Below are 20,349 nucleotides of genomic sequence, written 5' to 3'. Positions count from 1 at the left end.
CCTCGTCAGCCAAATCCTCTTTCTGATAACGTAGCCGGAAGTTCATGGAACAAAAATGTTTCATAGGGAAGAATCCTTACTCCATCGGCACTGCCTCTTTTCATATATACGACAAAGTACAGCGCACATCCGGCTATAGTCAAAATATAAAGGGTTTCCCCCAACTTGTAGCTTTTATCATCCCTTGAGTTTATCACTTTGTTTATAAGTGCAGGTACATATAAAATCTGAGTCACGCTGTAATAATACGCAATTCTTGATACAGTTGGAAGGAATGCGCAGAACACATATAGTATCAGTGCCCCCAGATTTGCATAAAAGTAGAAGCTCATCCTTCTATCCTTTATTATATCCCTCCCAAGAATGATTGCAGCAAGTATCAGCACCCCTGCACATCTGAGTATACTGATTCTGCTTGTTCCGCCCTGTAGGTACTCTGTTCCCTCGTAGGATGGATAAAGCTTTATCGCTATTTTCAAATATATATCATTTAAGAAGATACATGATACAGATAAAAGTGCCAGCACGCAGTACATCCATCTCTTCCATTTCATGGCGGCAAGAGGATATAGCACTAAAACCACCAGCAGTGATTTATGAAAAAGGCTGCCGCACAATATAAGCAGAACAAATCCCGGCCAGTCTTTTTTTATGCAAAGATCGATTGAGTAAAGCGCAATAGCAAGTGCCAGGTAGTATCTGACCGTGCTGATAGACTGAAAATAGTAGCCCAGCAGCATGAACATCATAAAAGATAAAAAAAAGTCCTCCGCCTGTCTGCTTATTGCAGCAAGGAAGAAGAAAACTGTCGCTGCCGCAAATACAGCAAATACTCCTACATAATTCTCAAATCCCGATAATGTATAAATTATCTTTGTAAGATAGTTAAATCCCGCTTCCGTGGGAACCACTGCTCCGCTAAAGGTTCGGTGCATGAACTCCACATATTTACTGTAGTCATTCCCCACATTCAGCCTGAGTGCAGAAACTCCTGTGAGAAGTACAAATAAGGAAAAGAGTCCTGCTGCCTTCCTTGCCTGTCCTCTGCTTATTCCCCGATATATGAAATTGTACTCCTTTGTAACCTCAGGCACTGTAGCATTATTCCTCATGTTGATAGAATAGGCTATCGCCAGTGTTACCAGCGTGAGTGTTAAATATACCAGCATCTAAATTCCTCATCTGTAAGCAATTGTATTGTGGCCTCAATCTTCATCCTTACCCTGCTTAATTCCTTTAAGCATAAGCCTGTAACACTCTAATGGCGGCTTTTCCCTGCACATCTCTTTTCTTTTCACTATAATAAATCTAAGGCTCATAAGCCCTGCTAGTCTGCCATAGAGAAAATGGTATAACACACCTCTGTCAAAGAAGAATTTGTCATTAAACCCCTTAAACCAGGTTGATGGTCTCTCAGAAACCTCGTGTCCGATACTGACATCTGTTCTGTAGATCCTTATTCCTTTCTTTAAGCAGTCATGCAAAAAAAGTGAATCTTCTCCATTACTGTATTTTGCTCCGCCTCCAAAAAGAGTGGAAAACCTTACCCCGGCTGCCTTTATCTTATCTGTCCTTGCAACTATTGCATATGCTGGATATCTTCCGTAATTCTTCCAGGTAACTCTTGCAAAATCTGTATTGTGGTAGGTCTCTCTTCCGGGAGCTGCCTTGACGTTAAATAAAAGCATATCCGCCTCGGCATGGGAGTCAAATTCCTTCTCAACTTTTTCCGTATAGCCATCATCGAGAACAATGTCCTCATCAGTAAACTGCAATAGTTCATGATCCGTATTATCAAGAGCAAGATTTCTTGATACCCCTACACCACGCTCGTTTCTGTCAAATATCCTTATGGTATTTTCTCTTCCGCTTTTATCTTTATATTCAACCCGGACAGTCCTGTCCTCATCACATTGATTGACAATGACCGCATCGGACTGAATATTCATTTTTATTGGTAATTCGTCCGTGTTCTGCTTAACTCCGGACACCAGAAGCTCAATTCTCGACATATCACAGCCCCAGATATCTATTTAATAACTTCATATCGGCATCTGTCATGACGATACCATAAATCCTGCAATCCAGCTTTTTAAGGAGGGAAATAAGATGCTCTGTCATGGCACCATTCTGCCTGCCCATTCCTATGGCTATTATAGCCCCGTCAACCTGGGAGAGCTTTTGCAGTGACTCATTATCATTTCCCGGAAGAGGCATTGGGATCAGCGCTGGCATATCCTTCATAAGAGTATCACCAATGACTTCCTCCATTCTTGAAATTGCATTTTTTGCTTTGTCTTCCCCAGTCTTATCATCAGAGCTTATAACACAGACCTTTGATGCTCCTTTTAGCTTTTCCCTGAACATCATGATCATCTCATTCCTGTAAAAGGATGGCTCTGTCTGTCCTTTTCCACTGATAACACCAAGAACCGGAATTCTGTATCTTCGCTGGATATCCTCAGGAACATAGACACGCTCATCCACAAGGCTAAGGAAAATAAGTGACAATATTGAAAGTATCAGTCCTAAAACCGCTCCAAATATAGCAGCAACTCCCATTCTGTCAGATACTATCTCAAGCTTTGTGTCGCTCTTTCCCAGAAGCTTTATCTGCGTAAAGGCTTCATTGATCTTTCCATAGCTTACAAGAGCTTCATTAGCAGCATCTGCAATGGCTGCGGAAAGTTCCTTATCGGGGTTTTTAACAGTAAATATCATTACCCTGACATCTGATGGAATATCAGCATTCACTGAGGCGATAACTTCATCCCTTGTAATGTCAGTACCTTCCCTGTACCCGTTTTTCTCAAGATTCTCCATTATCAGGTCAAGGATATTCCCCTCCACTTTCACAGGGAGGTTCTGGTCCTCAGCCTTCACAAGAAGGTTCCAGGTGTAGGCATTGTAAAAATCCACCTCTGTTCCCTTGTTCTCATCATAGGCAAAATAAATATAAAGGGTTGATTCCGTAACATAATTCCTTGCAGGCGCATAAACAACCGTGGCAAGGAAGTAGATAACTCCCGCTATCACAGCTCCGATAAGTGCCGTCAGAGGAAGTATCCATATTTTCTTTAATAAAACAAGATAAAAAGCTTTGAGATTAAGTATTTCGTTATCGTAATTTTCCCGTTTTGAAGCCATTTTGCCCTCGTTATTTGTCACTGGAATCCTTAAGCGCCGTAATCTGCGTCTCATCAACACCTTCTGTTGCATCAGGTGTAAATAATATCTTAAGTGTCAGAAGCATAAGCTTGAAATCAAGCCACACCGAGTAGTTCTCTATATAGGCAAGATCCAGCTTTAACTTATCATAAGGTGTGGTATTGTATTTACCATAAACCTGCGCATATCCTGCCAATCCTGCCTTGACCTTCATTCTGAATGCAAACTCAGGCATACTCTCCATATACTGCGCTATGATCTCAGGGCGCTCAGGTCTTGGTCCTATAAAGGACATCTCTCCCTTAAGTATATTGAAAAGCTGCGGAAGCTCATCAATCCTGAAGGCTCTGATAAACTTTCCTATAGGTGTTATTCTTGAATCGTTCTTGGTTGCGAGTCTTGCAACTCCGTCCTTTTCAGCATCCACCCTCATGCTTCTGAATTTCATTATCTTAAATTCTTTCTGATTCACCGTGCATCTGATCTGCTTATAAAGCACCGGACCACCATCATAGAGCTTAATGATGATAGCTGTTATCAACATGACAGGTGAGGAAAGAATTATCAGTATAAGTGAACATACTATATCCACAATTCTCTTGACAGCGCGCTCCTCCACCTTGAGGTAATACTCTCTAAGAAGCAGTACCGGTGTGTCGAAAATATGAAGCTGCGTTGCGCCCTTAACCAGAACATCAGTAATCTTGGGCATCATGTAAACTCTTATTGAGTTAGAATACAAGAACTTTAAGAGCTTGTTCCTCTCCATAGTGGGAATATCCCAGAGAACAACCGCATCATAGCGCTCAAGGCATTCTCTCTCAATAGTTGCAAGCCCCTCTTTGATGTTCAGGCATTTTACAATATTATATTTGTCCTGTCTGGAATTGAATTTTCTTAGAATGTCATCCACCGGATACTCTCCGCTTATAAGCAGCATCTGCCTTGCGGGGAATATAGCCCGGTATAGCCAGTTGGTACACACTGCCCACAGGAAGGATATCACCATCTGAATGGCAAACACTTCAAGCATGGGAATTACCGGAACCATCCAGTTCCTCATCAGTGATATTTGAAAATATGAGATAACATTTACCATGAAAAGGGCGAATATCTGTGAAAGGAATATATCCATGGATTTAAGATATCCTATCTTCAGTCCGCCGTAAGTATTAGAGAAAAAGAACATCAATACGAAGTAAATGGCAAGTACAAGTAAATGTCCTCTGAAATACAGCTTCAGACCGTTACCAAGCATGTATCCGTCAACGCTTATTCTGGGTGCGGATACCAGAGGATAATAAACCTTGAACCAAAAGAAACCATAAACCGCAGTCTGGATCAAAAGTCCAATAAATCCAAGACATAATATAAAAACTCTTTTAATAGACTCAACCTGTTTCATACAATTTCCCTTATAATCTTCGAGCTGTCGCTTTTATTGCCCATCCCACAAAATAATACAGACTCGCTGCGACAGAAAGACCTGCTATTTTTCTATATAGCCCCCAAATTCTTTTTAGCGCAACCAGTTTGTTTGATGAGAGTGATTTCGCGGGTCTTCTGTAGATTGCGAGAACCTCATCGAGTCCGTACGCAGTAACTCCCCCTTTAAGGATAGTCCACCAGGTTGCCGTATCTTCACTGGCAATCTCCGGCATGTATATCTTATCTTTGGAGAGTTTATCTGTATCTATCATTACCGTTGTAGTGAAAATGATAGTTCTTGAAAGAGCCTCCCTGAAGGTCAGGGTCTCCGGTACATGAACAATCTTACCGGTGGGGTTGGCATTCTCATCTCCGAATTCGTAAGCAGAAAATATAAATGCTGCTCCCCTGCTCCTTATAAATTCAATCTGTTTTTCAAGCTTTCTCTCATTCCAGATATCATCAGCATCAAGAAAGGCAATATACCTCCCGGTAGCTGCTGTAATTCCGGTGTTGCGGGCCTTGGCGGCACCGCCGTTTACAGTCTTTGGAATGAGCTTGATTCTGTCGTCACCATTTTTGATGACTCCCTGTATCAATTCTACACTATTATCAGTTGAAGCATCATCCACCAGTATGAGCTCAAAATTCTCATAGGTCTGACGCTGAACCATTTCTATTGTCTGGAGGATATAATCTGCAGCATTGTACACCGGTACTACAATACTTACACGATTCCCAAGGCTTCGATCTTTTCCCATTAAAGCTCTTCCTTAACAATATAAATTGGTCTTCTCTTCACTTCCAGATATGTCTTACTCAGGTACTGTCCCACAATTCCAAGACAAAACAGCTGAACACCGCTGATAAGTGAAATAATGCATACAAGAGACGGCCATCCGCTTGTGGGATCTCCAAAAGCTACCTTTCTTACTATTGTAACTATTATAAGAACAAGTGCCAAAAAGCAGAATACTACTCCCAGTATGGATGAAAATGCAAGCGGTACGGTAGAAAATGCCATTATGCCGTCAAGAGCATATAAGAACAGTTTCCAGAAGGACCACTTTGTCTCTCCCTTTTTCCTCTCGATATTCTCAAACTCAAGCCATTTTGTTGAAAAACCTACCCAGCCAAAAATTCCTTTCGAGAAGCGGTTATACTCCTCCATGGACAAAATGGCATCCACAAACTGTCTGGTCATAAGTCTGTAATCCCTTGCTCCGTCCACAATCTCGGTCTTGGACATCCTGTTTATAAGACTGTAGAATCTTCTGGCAAAGAAGGATCTTATCGGAGGCTCTCCCTTTCTTGTCACCCTTCTGGTGGCAACTGAATCATAACCTTCATTTACAATGTAGCCGTACATTTCAGGAAGCATCGCCGGTGGATCCTGAAGATCACAGTCAAGCATAACCACATAATCACCCTTGGACTTCTGAAGTCCGGCATAAATAGCGGCTTCTTTCCCAAAATTTCTGGAAAAATTGATAAGGTGAACTCTCTCATCAGTCTCATGGAGCTTCTTTACTTCTGATACAGTTCCATCCTTAGATCCGTCATTTACATATATGATTTCAAACTGGACGTCGTGCTCCTTGAAAAAGCCCTCAGTCTTCATTAACTCGTCGTAGAAATCCTTTATGTTCTCCTCTTCATTATAACAAGGAACGATTATACTGATCAGTTTCATTTTATCTCTCCGCTCTCATGGGGTTGTTCAAAAAGTCTTCATATGCAAGTCTTATTCCATCTTCAAGCTCTGTCTTGTAAGTCCATCCAAGCCCTGCAGCCTTTGATACATCAAGTAGCTTTCTAGGGGTTCCGTTGGGTTTTGTAGCATCCCATTCGATCTCACCTTCGTAGCCCACAACCCTTGCTATGGTCTCAGCAAGCTCCTTTATTGTAAGTTCCTTACCTGTTCCTGCATTAACTGTCTCATCACCGCTGTAATTATTCATTAAGAATACACACAGATTGGCAAGATCATCCACATAAAGGAATTCACGAAGAGGTGATCCGTCTCCCCAGCAGGTAACCTTTGAAACACCTGCCTCTTTAGCCTCATGGAATCTTCTGAGCATAGCAGGAAGTACATGAGAGTGTGTCGGATGATAATTATCATTTGGTCCATACAGATTAGTAGGCATAACTGAAATATAATCTGTTCCGTATTGCTTATTCAAAAATTCACAATATTTAAGACCTGAAATTTTCGCAAGAGCGTATGCTTCATTGGTCTTCTCGAGTTCGCTGGTAAGAAGGCAGCTCTCCTTCATGGGCTGAGGTGCCATTCTGGGATATATGCAGGATGATCCCAAAAACTCAAGCTTCTTACAACCATTCTTCCAGGCAGAGTGAATAACGTTCATCTCAAGTATCATATTCTCATACATAAAGTCCGCAAGAGCGCTCTGGTTTGCTTCAATTCCTCCAACTTTTGCAGCTGCAAGAAATACGTATTCAGGCTTCTCTTTTGCAAAGAACTCTTCAACTGCATCCTGTCTAGTGAGATCCAGTTCCTTATGAGTTCTGGTAATTATATTTGTATAGCCCTGTTTTTCGAGCTCTCTGACAATAGCAGAACCAACCATTCCTCTGTGTCCTGCAACATATATTTTTGCGTTCTTTTCCATTATGTTTATCTCCAATCAAAATCAAACTACAATTCTTAATTTTACTCCATTTTGCGCATTTTTTAAAGTTCAGGACTTGGGCGGGAGAAAGCCGTCCTTTATACTATCTCCAGCCAGGACGATATTGTCGGGATTCGGCACTGAGGGGAACGAATCATATCCGGTCCTGTCGCCCTCTGAAGGATAATAGAACACCTTATCCCCAACTGTTTTTTCCTGCAGGTCATACCTGTTGTATTCCTGCTGTTCAACCAGATACCCTGTTCTGAATCTCGGAATGTCATCCCTTACAAGTACCGCGCATTTAAATATCATGAAGAAGGCAAATATTGCCACTATCACTCTGTAGGCATAGCCATCTGCATCACTTCCGAGTCTGCTGTCCAGAAGTATGAGAAATCTTCCAAGAAGGATCATTCCGGGAAGCCATAAATAAACACCACCATACCTTACAAGGGGTGCAGTAAAAATAAAATATGCAAGTGAAATAAATGTAATACCCTCAATGAACAAAAAGTCCAGACCGGTTACCATTCGCCTGTTGGATAAATGGAATACCTTCTCCATCTTGAAGTTTCCGCCATCGGCCTTCATTTTGCTCTCATTGTTTTCAGTAACAAAATAATAAATGATACATCCGATATAAACAGGAAAACTGATAAGATCAAGGGCGAACATAAGCTTATTAAACGCCGAAAGATCGGACACCCATCTGGGAAACCATGAAATGAAGGGCTCACTGTATGCACTAAGATCCGTAAATCCTCTTCCGTATGCTGTTATCTCATGGGCATCATTAAATGCAGTTTCTACAGGTATTTTCCAGCTTACATTGAATAAATCAACCTGAGGAAAAGGATATACCAGATATCCTGTAAGTATCACATTCCTTACAAAATAAGGAACCGTAATTATGAAGCAAAAAAGCACGCAGAGCAGTATCGCCCTTACTCCGCTTTTCCCGCGTTTTCTTATTATTCTGACTATTGGGTAAATTGACAGTAACACCAGCGGCGCAGCTGAAAGCTTAATGGTCGTAATATACACCGCAAATATTGCAAGAAGAGCATGGGGTAAAAAGGCTTTTTCATGGTTAGCAAAAAGATCAAGCCAGTGAATAACTATATAAAATACCATCGTAGCCATGAAATAGTCTGATGCCGGCGAAACTATCTCATCGAAAACAGTAAAGAGATAGTAGATCGCCATAACTCTGACAAAATCAGAAAGTACCGGATGGCCCCTTCTCACAATGTTCTTAAGATCTGCACACTGCCAGGCAAGCAGCAGGGCAAAATACCCCGCCATTGCATGCATGGGTTTTCCCATGAAAGCTCCGCTGTAAAGAGCAGAAAGTGCAAAGGATGCGCTGTTATACCCAAGCCTCACATGGATATTTCCAAGCCCCTTTATGACGCCAAATTCCTCTATCCATCTTATTGCCTGGGCATGATAAAGGTCTGTGTCATAATGCATCAACCCGTGTGACGTACCATATGCCATTACAAGGAAAATAATCAGATACAAAGGGATACTTTTTGAGGTTATTATTTTGGCAGCCCCGTCGATAATCCTGGAATTAATCTCCTCTCTATATGTGTAATACAAGAAGACACATGCCAGAATAAGTATAGCGTTGGCTGCCAAAGACACCTTGCCAAAAAGACTGAATATCTCTGCATAGACATTAACTATAAGTATACCTGCTACCAAAAAGCTCTCATTATACTTATAGTTATATACAATCTTTTTCTTTCCTTTTTCAGTGTACATACAGGCAATCTTCGAAATACCTGTAAGCACTGCAAAACCTGTTATGTATGTAGTTATTATTACGTATATCCAATTAAAGATAACCGCCAGCATATTAGAATTTTTTCCTTATGCAAGAAGGTCTTTTAAATATCTTTCGATAGCATCATGCCAGTCTGCAAACATGAAATCAGATGTAAGCTTAAACATATAATTCTCAAGAATTGAATATGCCGGTCTCGGTGCAGCCTGAGGATTCTTTGCTGAATACTCAGCACTTGTAACATGATTAACCTTTGTGTTTTTGCCTGCTAATCTGAAAATTTCCTCTGTAAAGTCTGCCCAGTTGGTATCGCCTTCACAGGTTCCATGGAAAAGTCCATAGTTCTCAGTCTCAAGAAGGAAGTGAATTGACCTTGCAAGCTCATATGTGCTTGTAGGTGTTCCAAGCTGATCGCATACAACGCTTACTTCGTCATATTTTTCAGAAAGACCAAGCATTGTCTTAACGAAGTTCTTGCCATCTCCATATAACCATGCTGTACGGATGGTAAAGTAGTTCCTGGCAAACTTTTCAACAAACTGCTCACCGGCAAGCTTGGTTATTCCGTATTTACTTACAGGACCTGTCTTATCAAACTCTGTGTAGGGTCTGTTACCGTCTCCGGAAAATACATAGTCTGTAGAAATATGTACAAGCTTAGCATCAGTATCAGTTGCTGCTATTGACAGGTTTCTGGGTCCGATGGCATTGATCTTATATGCAAGATCCACATCGCTCTCCTGTGCATCAACTGCAGTATAAGCAGCGCAGTTAATTATGGCATATGGCTTAACTTCTCTTGCAAGAGCTGTAACCGCATCCACGTTGGTGATATCAAGAGGTGTTATTCCTTCACCCTCAAAAACATCAGTATTAACAAGCTCATATTCTCCTGTCTTTCCAAGTTCGATATTAACTGCTCTTCCAAGTTGTCCGTTACATCCTGTTACAATGATCTTTTTCATTTCAATTCCTTCCTTCGCTCATATATTTATGCTCAGGCACGATTACTTTGTAATCATGCCCTAAAGGCCAGAACCTTTTCAAATCATGATGGTTCCTACCTGTCAAAATATCTCATTTAAATACTTTGCTTTCATATAAAGCTTACGGACGACAAAAATGCCGTCCGTCGTATTTAGTCTTTATTCACCAAGACCACCCTCTATGGCAGCAATCAAAGCTTCCATTGCTTCCTTTTCATCCGGTCCTTCGCATTTAAATTCAAGTTCATCTCCGCATTTTATACATGCACCAAGAACACTAAGTACACTTTTGGCATTTGCGGAATTCTCTCCGTACATAAATGTAATGTGTGATTTATAATTCATCGCGACTTTACATAAATTTCCAGCAGGTCTAAGGTGCAGTCCTGTGGGATTCTTAATTGTCACCTTCTGTGTAATCATATTAATTTCCTCTATATTGAAGCCGTAAATCAGTTGTTTACAGCATAACATCCTGTATCAGCTCTGCAAGTTTCTTTGCTTCTTCATCAATAATCTTCTGATCCTTACCCTCGATCATTACTCTTACCAGCGGCTCTGTGCCTGAAGGTCTGATAAGAACACGACCGTCTCCGGCAAATTTCTTATCAAGCTCCTCAATAGCTGCTGCAATCTCAGGATACTCCATGAAGTGATCCTTTTTATGAGTAGGTACAGTTGCATTGCAAAGTGCCTGAGGCATAACCTCCATTACCTGTGAAAGCTCTGAAAGCTTTTTACCGGTATCCTTCATAACCTTGAGAAGATGAAGTGCTGAAAGAAGTCCATCTCCAGTAGTGTTGTCATCAAGGAAGATTATATGTCCTGACTGCTCGCCGCCAAGATTTGCTCCAATCTCCTTCATGCGCTCAAGAACATATCTGTCTCCAACCTTGGTCTTCTCAATCTTGATCCCCTCGCGCTCTCCCATTTTGAAAAATCCGAGGTTACTCATAACTGTGGCAACGATAGTTTCGCCCTTAAGCATACCGTTGTCCTTCATGTGCTTACCGATTATAGCCATTATCTCATCGCCATCGACAAATTTTCCGTTTTCGTCTACTGCAAGGAATCTGTCAGCATCTCCGTCAAAGGCAAGTCCTATATCAGCTTTCTCAGTAACTACACGGCCCATAAGCTCTTCCATATGAGTTGATCCGCAGTTGGCATTGATATTTGTTCCGTCCGGATTGGTGTGAATCGCAATAACCTGTGCGCCAGTCTGTCTGATTGTTTCAACTGATGTATATGAGCTTGCTCCTTCAGCGCAGTCCATTACAATCTTGAATCCGTCCAGTCTTACATCAACACAGTTAAGATTATGGTTGATATACTCTTCTCTGGCATCAGTACGGTTCTTAATCTTTCCGACTCCTGCACCTGTAGGCATCTTAACACCTTCAAGGTTATTCTTTATAAGTTCTTCAATCTCATCCTCTAGTGCGTCAGGAAGCTTAAATCCATTTCCATCAAAAAACTTGATGCCGTTAAACTCCATGGGATTGTGAGACGCTGAAATAACTACTCCGGCATCTACGCGATACTTCTTGGTAAGATAAGCAACTGCAGGGGTAGGTAATACTCCTACATTTACAACATTTGCTCCTACTGAACACGCTCCTGCCATAAGTGCTGCACCAAGCATATCTCCGGAAAGTCTTGTGTCACATCCGACCATTATTGTGGGTCTGTGTTTGTTCTCCTTTGATAATACATATGCACCTGCCTGTCCAAGCTGCATGGCAAGAAGCGGTGTGAGTTCATCGTTTGCAACGCCTCTTACGCCATCAGTTCCGAATAATCTAGACATTTTCTCCTCCTACTACTAACACCGGTTTATCCATAGCATAGACAACCGGCCTGATGCCGATACCGTAAACGGTCAAATAACCTTCAATTACGACAAACGGATTTGAGTTAATTACTCTGTTTTTCTAAGTTCTACTGTTACTTCAATAGTATCTGCAGTGGTAACTCCTCCCGGTAATGACAATGAAATATTTGTATTATAATAACCGGAAAGGTCTTCCCCATCACCTATAAACTGCGAAAGATCGATAACTCCTGACACATCTCCTGCATCTATGGCATTAACCTTATCAGCAAGTCCGCTGACCTGAAGATTAAAAGTCTCTGAATTATCAGCCACGATAACATCATAACCCTGAGGTGCATTCGTTATCTCTATCTGGTCAAAGGGAACACTGAGTGTCTTATCAATTTTCTTATCAATATAAGCAACAACGGTTGCGATACCATTAAAATCCTGATCTCCAAAGGACACATTACCCGGCAGATATCCTGACAGATCTATAGTCTTTGTAAGATTACCCGTGAGTCCCGTGATATCAAGTGAAGCATCTGCTACTGAGATAGAATCTATCTTGTTAAGCACAGACATTCTTCCTGCAAGAAGAACATCCTCCGGACTTGACTCAACAACTCCGGTAGCCACATATCCTTCGGCAGGAACTCCTGATACCTGATAGGTTATAGGCACTCTCTTGGTCGCAAGGATCGTAACACTGACACCAACCGATGAACTGCTGAGCTTTAAGTTATCTCTTGATACTTCATTGCCATCCTCATCATAGAGATGTATCTCAGCATTGGTTCCGATGTTGGTTGTATAGCCTGTGACTTCTACATTAACTGATGCGTCCTTGACACTTTCTACCACAGATTTTGCACCAGTAATTCTTATCTGGTTCTGATCAGTAATGACATCCCCTATTATATACCCTTCCGTCAAGCTGCCGGATGTTGTGGCAGAAATAGCAAGAGTCTTGGATGCTCTGTCCTCGATACTGAGCTTTACAGCATCTATACTTCCGCTCAGACTCTGTATCTGATTTCTGTATTTGTTTGTATCAAGCTGAATAGCAACATAATAGGTGCCGTCAATATTTGTGGTATTCTCAAGATCTGCGTAAGCAACTATATTCTCTCTGCTGAGTGAATCGACTATTGATCTTGGAGCATACACGGTAACGGTTGACAGTACATCACTATCCTCCAAAACCTGATACACCTGATTGTTATCTGTAATACTGTTTGAATTTCTCAAAGTGACCTGCACATTGCTGAATCTCACCGAATCGACAGGATCACTTATATTTGTTACCAGGAACCAAAGAAGTGCGGCAAAAAAAAGCGAAGCAATCTTCAGCCCCAGGTTTGCAGTAAAATTAAACTTTTTCATTTTGCAATCCCTTTCGCTTTTTTATTTCCCTTATTCTTTTTCTTCTTATCCTTCTTATCCTCTGAAGTCTTATTCTGTATCTGTCTGAGTTTCTCTCTTAAGCGCTCACTGTCCAGAGCTCTCTCAAGTTCTCCCATATATGCGACGCTAATTTTTCCTGTCTCCTCTGACACGATTATCGTGAGGGAGTCAGTGACCTCTGATACACCAACACCTGCGCGGTGTCTGGTTCCAAGTTCTTTTCCAAGCTCCATGTTGTCAGATAGCGGCAGGTAGCAGGTAGCTGATGTGATCCTGTCTCCTCTTATAATGACCGCGCCATCATGAAGTGGTGTGTTATGCTCAAAAATATTGATAAGAAGCTGGCTTGTAACAATTCCATCTATATCAATACCTGTTCTCTCATATTCACTTAATGAGGACAACTGCTCAATAACAATAAGCGCACCGGTTCTGACCTTTGCCATCTCAACGCAGGCTCTTACGATCTCATTTATTGTCTTATCTGAAAATCTTCCTTCTTCAGTTGCCTCAGCAAAATTGAACAATCCATGGAAGAAGTTCCTTCTTCCTATTCCCTCCAGGGCTTTACGAAGCTCCGGCTGTAAAATAACAACCATAGCTGTTACAGCTATTCCAAATACATTCTGCACTATCCACAAAATAGTGGACATATTGAAAGCTGCTGCAATAACTATAAAGACAACAATAACTACGATCCCCTTTAAAAGAGACCATAGTCTTGTAGTTTTAGCCCAAACCAGAATATGGTAGATCAAAAACGCTATGATAAGCATCTCCACTATATCAAGCGCCCTGACCGTCGGCATATGCAGGCTTGTCAGATTGTTCTCAAGAAAAAATCCGATCTGTTGCATTTATATTTACTCGCCTCTGTCTTTGCCTCTGTAGTCTCTGCCGGCATTAGATCCACTGATCTTTTTTACCTTAGGTGCTGGTGTTGAAACCGTTACCTTCGGTACTGCCTTTACGTAGTAATAATACTCGTCATCCTCAAACTGAACCTTTTCTATTCTGGTGTAGTCCAGATTGAAAGCAAAGAACTGCAAAATCATAAGTAATAAAATCGCTATTATTGACTGAACAATCACCCCGATGAAGGAGAGCTGTGTCGTGTACATCATATCTCCAACAAGCAGGCAGATGATATCTGTAAGTGCACCGGCTATGATTGCAATAGTCCATGCATGATCAACAGCCATTCTTCTGATCAAATATACAACCGCAACCGTGATTGCAAAAGCTGCAACAAATACCCACATGCGTTTGTTATTCATAAGCTCAGAAATAATACTCTGAAACTGTGTAGCTGAATCCTCTATCTCTGCTCCGGTAAGTGTTGTTGCGTTATCAGAAATGTAATTCACAAAAAATGCCACAATGACGCCAAACGCCATTGATATGATGGATGCGGGTGATCCAAGAAGTCCAAGAGCTATAGGCATCACATAAGGAATGCTCAAATAGAAGCACATAGGTGTCAGCATCACAGCAAGAGTATCCTTCGGTGAAAATCTGAAATAAAGTAAAAACATTAAGAGGAACATAATAAGACCGACTACAGCACACTGAATCGAAAGCTTATAAAGATGCGCCAAAATAAATCCGGCAGAAACCAGTACCATAAAATTGGATGGCATAATCGAGCATAAAAGTGCAGCCATTAATAAAATGGGTAGTTTTGTCAGATTCGTCTGATATCCGATCTTATTGCCAATCATTGTAAACGCTATAAGTGATAACAGAAACTTCCACAAATATGTGATATAAAGCTCGTATTTTGTATAAAAATTTTTAATATATTCCCGTAGTTCAAGTAAAGAAGTCATTTTCCTATTCCTTTTCGTACATTCTGCCAAGTCTCTTCAGGCAGGAGTAATATGCTCTCATATTTTTCCGCATTTTCCCATAGCGAATAGAATAAATGATGTATGAAATCACTGAATATACGGCTACAAGCACAATGTAATAAAGCAGATATTTTCTGGCGGTAGCAGCAATGTCAGTACTATATACATCCTGCAAAACATCAGAAAAATGATACATCACATATGCAGCGACCAGTATCAGATAAACCACTGTGGCACTGATGATTGATTTCAGTACCTGGAATCCGACATAGTCGCTGCGAAAGTACGAGTTTATAGCGTTATTCTTTTTCCCCTCATGCTGCTCGTAAGCAGCCATCCTGGTCATCAGGATTACTCTCTCCTCATTTAACATAAATTCATCATGTCCTAAGAAATTTCATACCGGATTTCTGATCCGATTTCTGTGCTGCCTGTTTCTTGGCAATCTCAGCTGCAAGTGCCTCCTGGCGCTTCTTGACAGTGTCACTGAGCGCATTGGTAACAGTTGCCTTGCACTTTGCGCATAATCTTCCCGTTTGTATACGTTCACCACAATTCTCACAGGTAATCTGAATCGGAGACTGTTCTGTGAACATAAGTCTCTCTTCCAGGATCCACTTCTTGAGCTGCTTGGTACTAACTTCGCACTCATCGGATATCTGTTTAAGTCCTGAGCCGGGATTATCCTGGATATACTTCTTTACCTGCTGGAATTTCTCCTCAATTGATTTCTTGCAGTTCTCGCAGAGAACATCACCTGCGATATAGTTGAACATCTTGCCACATCTTGAACAATTACGAACATTACTCATGATTGCCTCCTACTTTTGCAGTGCTTATTTTCACACCACCTGGCCAATTGCAAGCGTCACAAAGAATATCCTATTTACCCCATGTCTACGAAATTCCCTGGCTAGCTCATCTATAGTACTGCCGGTCGTGTAAATGTCATCAACAAGGATTATACATTTAAATTTTACATCATTTCTGCTTATATTAAAAGCTTTTTTCAAATTTGAGCGTCTTTGTGATGCGGAAAGAACCTTCATCGGAACCGTGTTTCTGTTCCTTGATACAACATCATTTCTGACAGGAATTCCAAGCTCATCTCCAAGGGCATCAGCAAATACCTCTGCCTGATTATAACCTCTTATCCTCTGCTTTCTTCGGTACATTGGAACAGGTATTATGGCATCTGCCTTCAGTCCCTTTATCAAGTCTCCAAGATACTCACCGGTGGCTTTGGCATAAAAATCTGCGTACTCCTTTCGCCCGGAATACTTGAACCTGTATATTGAGCCGGATATGGTTCTGTATCTGAATACACCGAATCCTCTGTCAAAATAATGTTTCGTCTTTCTGCAGTCACTGCAGAACTCTTCCTCTCTATTTTTAATCGGCTTACCGCATTTTAAACATGTTACTGTTCCGGCAAATTTTATGATTTTTTTACATTTATTGTGTATGAGTCCGTCTTTTGCCGCTACGATTCCATCACATACAGGACATCTTCTGGGATAGAGGATGGATATTGCATGATCAAAAAATTCCTTAACCTGCAACTGCAACCTCCCGGATTCTGTCCATAAGACCGGTATATCTTTTAAGCTGCTCTTCGTTTTCTATCATGGTATCGATAGTTTCCCTGTTTCCAAGAACCACAACACATTTCTGTGCTCTGGTAACGGCAGTATACAAAAGATTTCTGTTAAGGAGCATCCTTGGTCCTCCCAGAAGCGGAAGTATCACTGCAGGATACTCCGATCCCTGAGACTTATGTATAGTAATGGCATACGCATGCTCAAGATCATCAAGATCAGAAAAAGGATAAACAACTCTTCTTCCTTCATCGAATTCCACTACAAGCTCCTTCATCACAGTGTTTATCTCTTTTACAACTCCCATATCACCGTTGAATATGCCAAGCCCCTTTTCCACAGTGATTCCATGTTTTCCCTGAACTTCCCACTCAGCCTGATAGTTGTTGTGTATTTGCATCACTCTGTCACCGACTCTTATGACTCTGTCCCCGTGAACATATTCTTTCTTGTTGTCATCCGCAGGATTTAAATATCTCTGTAGTATAGTATTTAATGTCTGCGCCCCCAGAGGCCCTCTCTTCATTGGGGTCAGCACCTGTATGTCACTGCTTGATGCCTTAACATATCCCGGAAGCTTGTCCCTTATTAGCTCGATCATATGCTTGTAGATCACATCGGCATTATCTCTTTTCAGAAAAAAGAAATCCTTGCTCTTATTGTCCAGCTTTATCTCCTCACCATCCTTGATATGATGGGCATTCATAACAATATCGCTCTCCTTGGCCTGCCTGAAAATTTTCTGAAGGGTAATTGTCGTATAGGCTCCGCTTGCTATAAGATCATGCAATACCTGCCCAGGTCCGACGCTTGGAAGCTGGGAGCTGTCACCCACAAGGATAAGATGGGTTCCCGGAAGCACTGCTTTTAAAAGCGCTGCAAAAAGATGCATATCAACCATGGACATCTCATCTATTATTATCGCGTCTGCCTCCAGGGGATTATCTGCATTTTTCTCAAAATGGATTCTGGACTTTTCTCCAGAATCATCTGAGATTCCTCCACCGACTCCAAGTAATCTGTGGAGAGTGGATGCTTCATAGCCTGTTGCTTCCGTCATTCTCTTGGCAGCTCTTCCGGTGGGAGCTGCAAGAAGTATCTCCATCTGCTCCTCGGCATAATATTCGATTATTGTGTTGATGGTTGTGGTCTTACCTGTACCGGGACCTCCCGTTACAATGACCACTCCGTTAACAGCACTAGCCGCTGCTGCTTTTCTCTGAAGATCATCAAGTTCAATTTGGCGCCTTTCCTCAATCTTCTTTATTCTTTTTATAAGTGACTCCTCACTCTCATGAGAGACCTGAAGATTAAGCTCATTTAGCATCACAGCTATCGCCTGCTCCTCATAGAAGTAGGAAGCTGCATATACTTCGTTTTCTCCTCGGTATATAAGCTTTCTCTCAGCCATGAGGTTGTCCATCATGACCTCGATATTCTGTTCATCAACACCCAGAAGTTCCTTGCTTTTTCTTAAAAGCTCGTCCTTTGGAAGATAGCTGTTTCCATCTGCGGCAGATTCCAGAAGGACATACATTATTCCGCTTCTTATTCTGAACTCTGAGTCCACGCTTATGCCGACCTTTGCAGCAATCTCATCTGCGGTCTTAAAGCCTATCCCTTCAATATCATCTGCAAGTTTATAAGGGTTTTCCTTTAAAATCCTGTATACCTGTGCGCCGTATTTTTCATATATTCTCACTGACATGGTACTGGATATCCCATATCCCGCCATAAAAACAAAGGCATCGCGCATCTCCCTTTTATCAGTGAGCTGAATAGCTATATCTCTCGCTTTTTTCTCGCTTATTCCCTTTATCTCCGCAAGTCTTTCAGGCTCATCTTCAATTATCCTGAAGGTATCCTTGCCGAATTTTTTCACAATGCGCCTTGCCATGGTCTCGCCAATTCCCTTGATGGCGCCTGAGCCCAGATACCTCTCCATGGACTCCACATCATCAGGGGCAGCAATTTTATAACTGCTGACCTTTATCTGTTCGCCATAGACTGGATGATTAGTCATGTCTCCGGAAATTTCCAGAGTGTCACCCTCATCCACATCAATAAAACTTCCGACGCAGGTGATTTCTTCTCCATCTGATATCAGAACCATTACTCCATAGGTTCTGTCCGGGCTTCTATATATAAAATGATCTATATATCCCTTAACTTCCATGTTACTCCTCATCTATAAACAAATGTATTTCCTGTCTGCAGTTTTCCCTTTAGTGATGTGAAAACCGTCACCAAAATTGTTTTCGATTAACGTATTCTACTAATCCTACCACGTACAGACATAGAAAATCCCTCTTTTGTAATAAAAAGAGGGACTTTGATTACATTTTATAAATCATAATTGCGCTTCATGTTCTCATAAAGCATCTGAGCAAAACCATTGCTCTGTGTATCTGCCCCCGTGGCAGCTATATCCTGAATTGTCATATCTTTGAAATAGTCAACAAGGGTACCCATGGATTTCGATTCGTCCTTGCTGAATACTTTTGCCGTCTTCTCATATCCTTTATAAATCTGTTCCATAAAATATGCTTCAAACTGCTTGCAGGCATCCATAAGCTCTTTATCGGCTTTTGCCTGATCTTCATCAGTTTTGGCATTCCTGGCTTTTGATGCCGCCTGATTCGCCTTTTCAGATGAAGCCTGACTTGCAGCAAATTGCGATATTCCGGACACATTCATTGAATTCATATCTATAGCCATGCTGTTTCCCCTTGCGAAAATCCTGTGAAATCCACAATTTATAAGACAAATTCATATTCCTCAAAGCCTTATAAAACAGGATCATCTCACACTAATTATCTCTTAAGCTGGTTTGCTGTCTGCATCATCTCATCCGTTGTGGTGATAGCTGTTGAATTCATCTCGTAAGCTCTCTGCGCAACAATCAGATTAACCATCTCCGTAGCAACACTTACATTTGAGCCTTCGAGATATCCCTGAACAACCTGACTTCGCTTGATTCCGGGTGTTGTTGCTTCAGGAAGCGGATCTCCACTTGCCATAGTAGCCATAAAGCTTGTATCTCCAACTCTCTCAAGACCTTCAGCATTCCTGAACTGGAACAGTGCGATTGTTCCGATATCCTGTCTTACCTGATTTGCATCAAGGTAGTACAGATTGCCCTCAGTATCACAGGTGATATCTGATGCCTTGATAGTCTCATCATTTACAATGAGCGGATTGCCATCAACACCGATTACCGGATTACCTTCAGAGGTTGTAAGTTCCAGAGTGTTCTGATCTGTAAGAGCCCATACAAAGTTACCGTTTCTGGTAAACCTTATATTAGTGGGATCAAGGTTCTGCGCATCAGTTGAGTAAGCAAAGAAGCCATCTCCCTGTATCGCAAATGCTGAGCTTGAATCATTGTCCTGAAGGTTTCCTTGTGTAAAGAACGAATTAATCGAGGAAACTCTTACACCAAGACCTACATCTGAATTAACCGGTGATCCGGTGGTCTGAACCGTCTTGGTCTTAAGCTCCTGATAAAGCAATGATTTAAATTTTGCACTCTGTGCCTTGTAGCCTGCAGAGTTAACGTTAGCCAGATTATTTGCTATGGTGTCTACATTCGTCTGTTGTGCATTCATTCCGGATGCTGCTGTCCATAAGCTTCTTACCATAAAATACCTCCTAGCCGTGCAGTT

20 protein-coding genes are annotated in these 20,349 nt (G+C 41.5%); all 20 read right to left on the bottom strand.

Annotation, left to right across the window (positions count from 1 at the left end; all coding sequences use genetic code 11):
* Nucleotides 1-5: 5 nt before the first annotated feature.
* The 20 genes from T501_RS05935 to T501_RS05840 all read right to left on the bottom strand — a co-directional run bounded on the left by T501_RS05935 (nt 6) and on the right by T501_RS05840 (nt 20,325).
* Entirely contained in the window at nt 6-1,169 is a 1,164-nt protein-coding gene (locus T501_RS05935; RefSeq protein ID WP_044913830.1) for an EpsG family protein, read from the bottom strand.
* Nucleotides 1,170-1,205: 36 nt separating this feature from the next.
* A complete protein-coding gene (locus T501_RS05930; RefSeq protein ID WP_044913829.1) occupies nt 1,206-2,012 on the bottom strand; it encodes a glycosyltransferase family A protein in 807 nt (268 codons plus the stop codon).
* 1 nt (nt 2,013) lies between these two features.
* Nucleotides 2,014-3,147 carry a YveK family protein gene (locus tag T501_RS05925; protein ID WP_155994795.1) on the bottom strand — a complete coding sequence of 378 codons (1,134 nt, stop codon included), beginning with the start codon at nt 3,145-3,147 and terminating at the stop codon, nt 2,014-2,016.
* Nucleotides 3,148-3,157: 10 nt separating this feature from the next.
* A complete protein-coding gene (locus tag T501_RS05920) occupies nt 3,158-4,573 on the bottom strand; it encodes a sugar transferase (RefSeq protein ID WP_044913827.1) in 1,416 nt (471 codons plus the stop codon).
* Between the two features lie 10 nt (nt 4,574-4,583).
* Nucleotides 4,584-5,357 (bottom strand): glycosyltransferase family 2 protein, encoded by a 774-nt coding sequence (locus T501_RS05915; protein WP_026509548.1) that lies wholly within the window; start codon nt 5,355-5,357, stop codon nt 4,584-4,586.
* Complete coding sequence (locus T501_RS05910; protein ID WP_026509549.1) at nt 5,357-6,289, bottom strand: glycosyltransferase family 2 protein; 933 nt, start codon at nt 6,287-6,289, stop codon at nt 5,357-5,359. The genes T501_RS05915 and T501_RS05910 overlap by 1 nt, the downstream gene beginning before the upstream one ends.
* Before the next feature lies 1 nt (nt 6,290).
* A complete protein-coding gene (locus tag T501_RS05905; protein WP_044913826.1) occupies nt 6,291-7,232 on the bottom strand; it encodes a GDP-L-fucose synthase family protein in 942 nt (313 codons plus the stop codon).
* A gap of 69 nt (nt 7,233-7,301) precedes the next feature.
* Nucleotides 7,302-9,098, bottom strand: a complete 1,797-nt coding sequence (locus T501_RS05900) for an LIC_10190 family membrane protein (protein WP_044913825.1) — start codon at nt 9,096-9,098, stop codon at nt 7,302-7,304.
* A 15-nt stretch (nt 9,099-9,113) separates the two neighbouring features.
* Entirely contained in the window at nt 9,114-9,992 is an 879-nt protein-coding gene (rfbD, locus tag T501_RS05895) for a dTDP-4-dehydrorhamnose reductase (RefSeq protein ID WP_044913824.1), read from the bottom strand.
* Between the two features lie 180 nt (nt 9,993-10,172).
* Nucleotides 10,173-10,436 (bottom strand): HPr family phosphocarrier protein, encoded by a 264-nt coding sequence (locus tag T501_RS05890; RefSeq protein WP_026509553.1) that lies wholly within the window; start codon nt 10,434-10,436, stop codon nt 10,173-10,175.
* Between the two features lie 37 nt (nt 10,437-10,473).
* Complete coding sequence (gene glmM, locus T501_RS05885; protein WP_026509554.1) at nt 10,474-11,823, bottom strand: phosphoglucosamine mutase; 1,350 nt, start codon at nt 11,821-11,823, stop codon at nt 10,474-10,476.
* A 111-nt stretch (nt 11,824-11,934) separates the two neighbouring features.
* A complete protein-coding gene (locus T501_RS05880; RefSeq protein WP_026509555.1) occupies nt 11,935-13,215 on the bottom strand; it encodes a CdaR family protein in 1,281 nt (426 codons plus the stop codon).
* Entirely contained in the window at nt 13,212-14,093 is an 882-nt protein-coding gene (gene cdaA, locus T501_RS05875) for a diadenylate cyclase CdaA (RefSeq protein ID WP_044913823.1), read from the bottom strand. Before cdaA ends, T501_RS05880 begins: the two co-directional genes overlap by 4 nt.
* A gap of 6 nt (nt 14,094-14,099) precedes the next feature.
* Nucleotides 14,100-14,957: a hypothetical protein gene (locus T501_RS05870; protein ID WP_442856344.1), complete on the bottom strand. Its 858-nt coding sequence runs from the start codon at nt 14,955-14,957 to the stop codon at nt 14,100-14,102.
* Nucleotides 14,958-15,069: 112 nt separating this feature from the next.
* Nucleotides 15,070-15,459 (bottom strand): hypothetical protein, encoded by a 390-nt coding sequence (locus T501_RS05865; RefSeq protein WP_026509557.1) that lies wholly within the window; start codon nt 15,457-15,459, stop codon nt 15,070-15,072.
* A gap of 7 nt (nt 15,460-15,466) precedes the next feature.
* Nucleotides 15,467-15,898 (bottom strand): flagellar protein, encoded by a 432-nt coding sequence (locus T501_RS05860; RefSeq protein WP_026509558.1) that lies wholly within the window; start codon nt 15,896-15,898, stop codon nt 15,467-15,469.
* A 30-nt stretch (nt 15,899-15,928) separates the two neighbouring features.
* The gene (locus tag T501_RS05855) at nt 15,929-16,648 is read right to left on the bottom strand and encodes a ComF family protein (protein ID WP_050008165.1); all 720 of its coding nucleotides are present in this window, start codon (nt 16,646-16,648) and stop codon (nt 15,929-15,931) included.
* Complete coding sequence (gene recD2, locus T501_RS05850; RefSeq protein WP_044913820.1) at nt 16,638-18,860, bottom strand: SF1B family DNA helicase RecD2; 2,223 nt, start codon at nt 18,858-18,860, stop codon at nt 16,638-16,640. The genes T501_RS05855 and recD2 overlap by 11 nt, the downstream gene beginning before the upstream one ends.
* A gap of 167 nt (nt 18,861-19,027) precedes the next feature.
* Nucleotides 19,028-19,402, bottom strand: coding sequence for a hypothetical protein (locus tag T501_RS05845; RefSeq protein WP_026509561.1), 375 nt, complete (start codon nt 19,400-19,402; stop codon nt 19,028-19,030).
* A 95-nt stretch (nt 19,403-19,497) separates the two neighbouring features.
* Complete coding sequence (locus T501_RS05840; protein ID WP_026509562.1) at nt 19,498-20,325, bottom strand: flagellar hook-basal body protein; 828 nt, start codon at nt 20,323-20,325, stop codon at nt 19,498-19,500.
* Nucleotides 20,326-20,349: the final 24 nt, after the last annotated feature.

This window comes from Butyrivibrio sp. WCE2006, from assembly GCF_000701985.1.
GTDB lineage: Bacteria > Bacillota > Clostridia > Lachnospirales > Lachnospiraceae > Butyrivibrio.
Note: the sequence above shows the minus strand (reverse complement) of the source record. Positions and strands in the feature narration are given on the sequence as shown.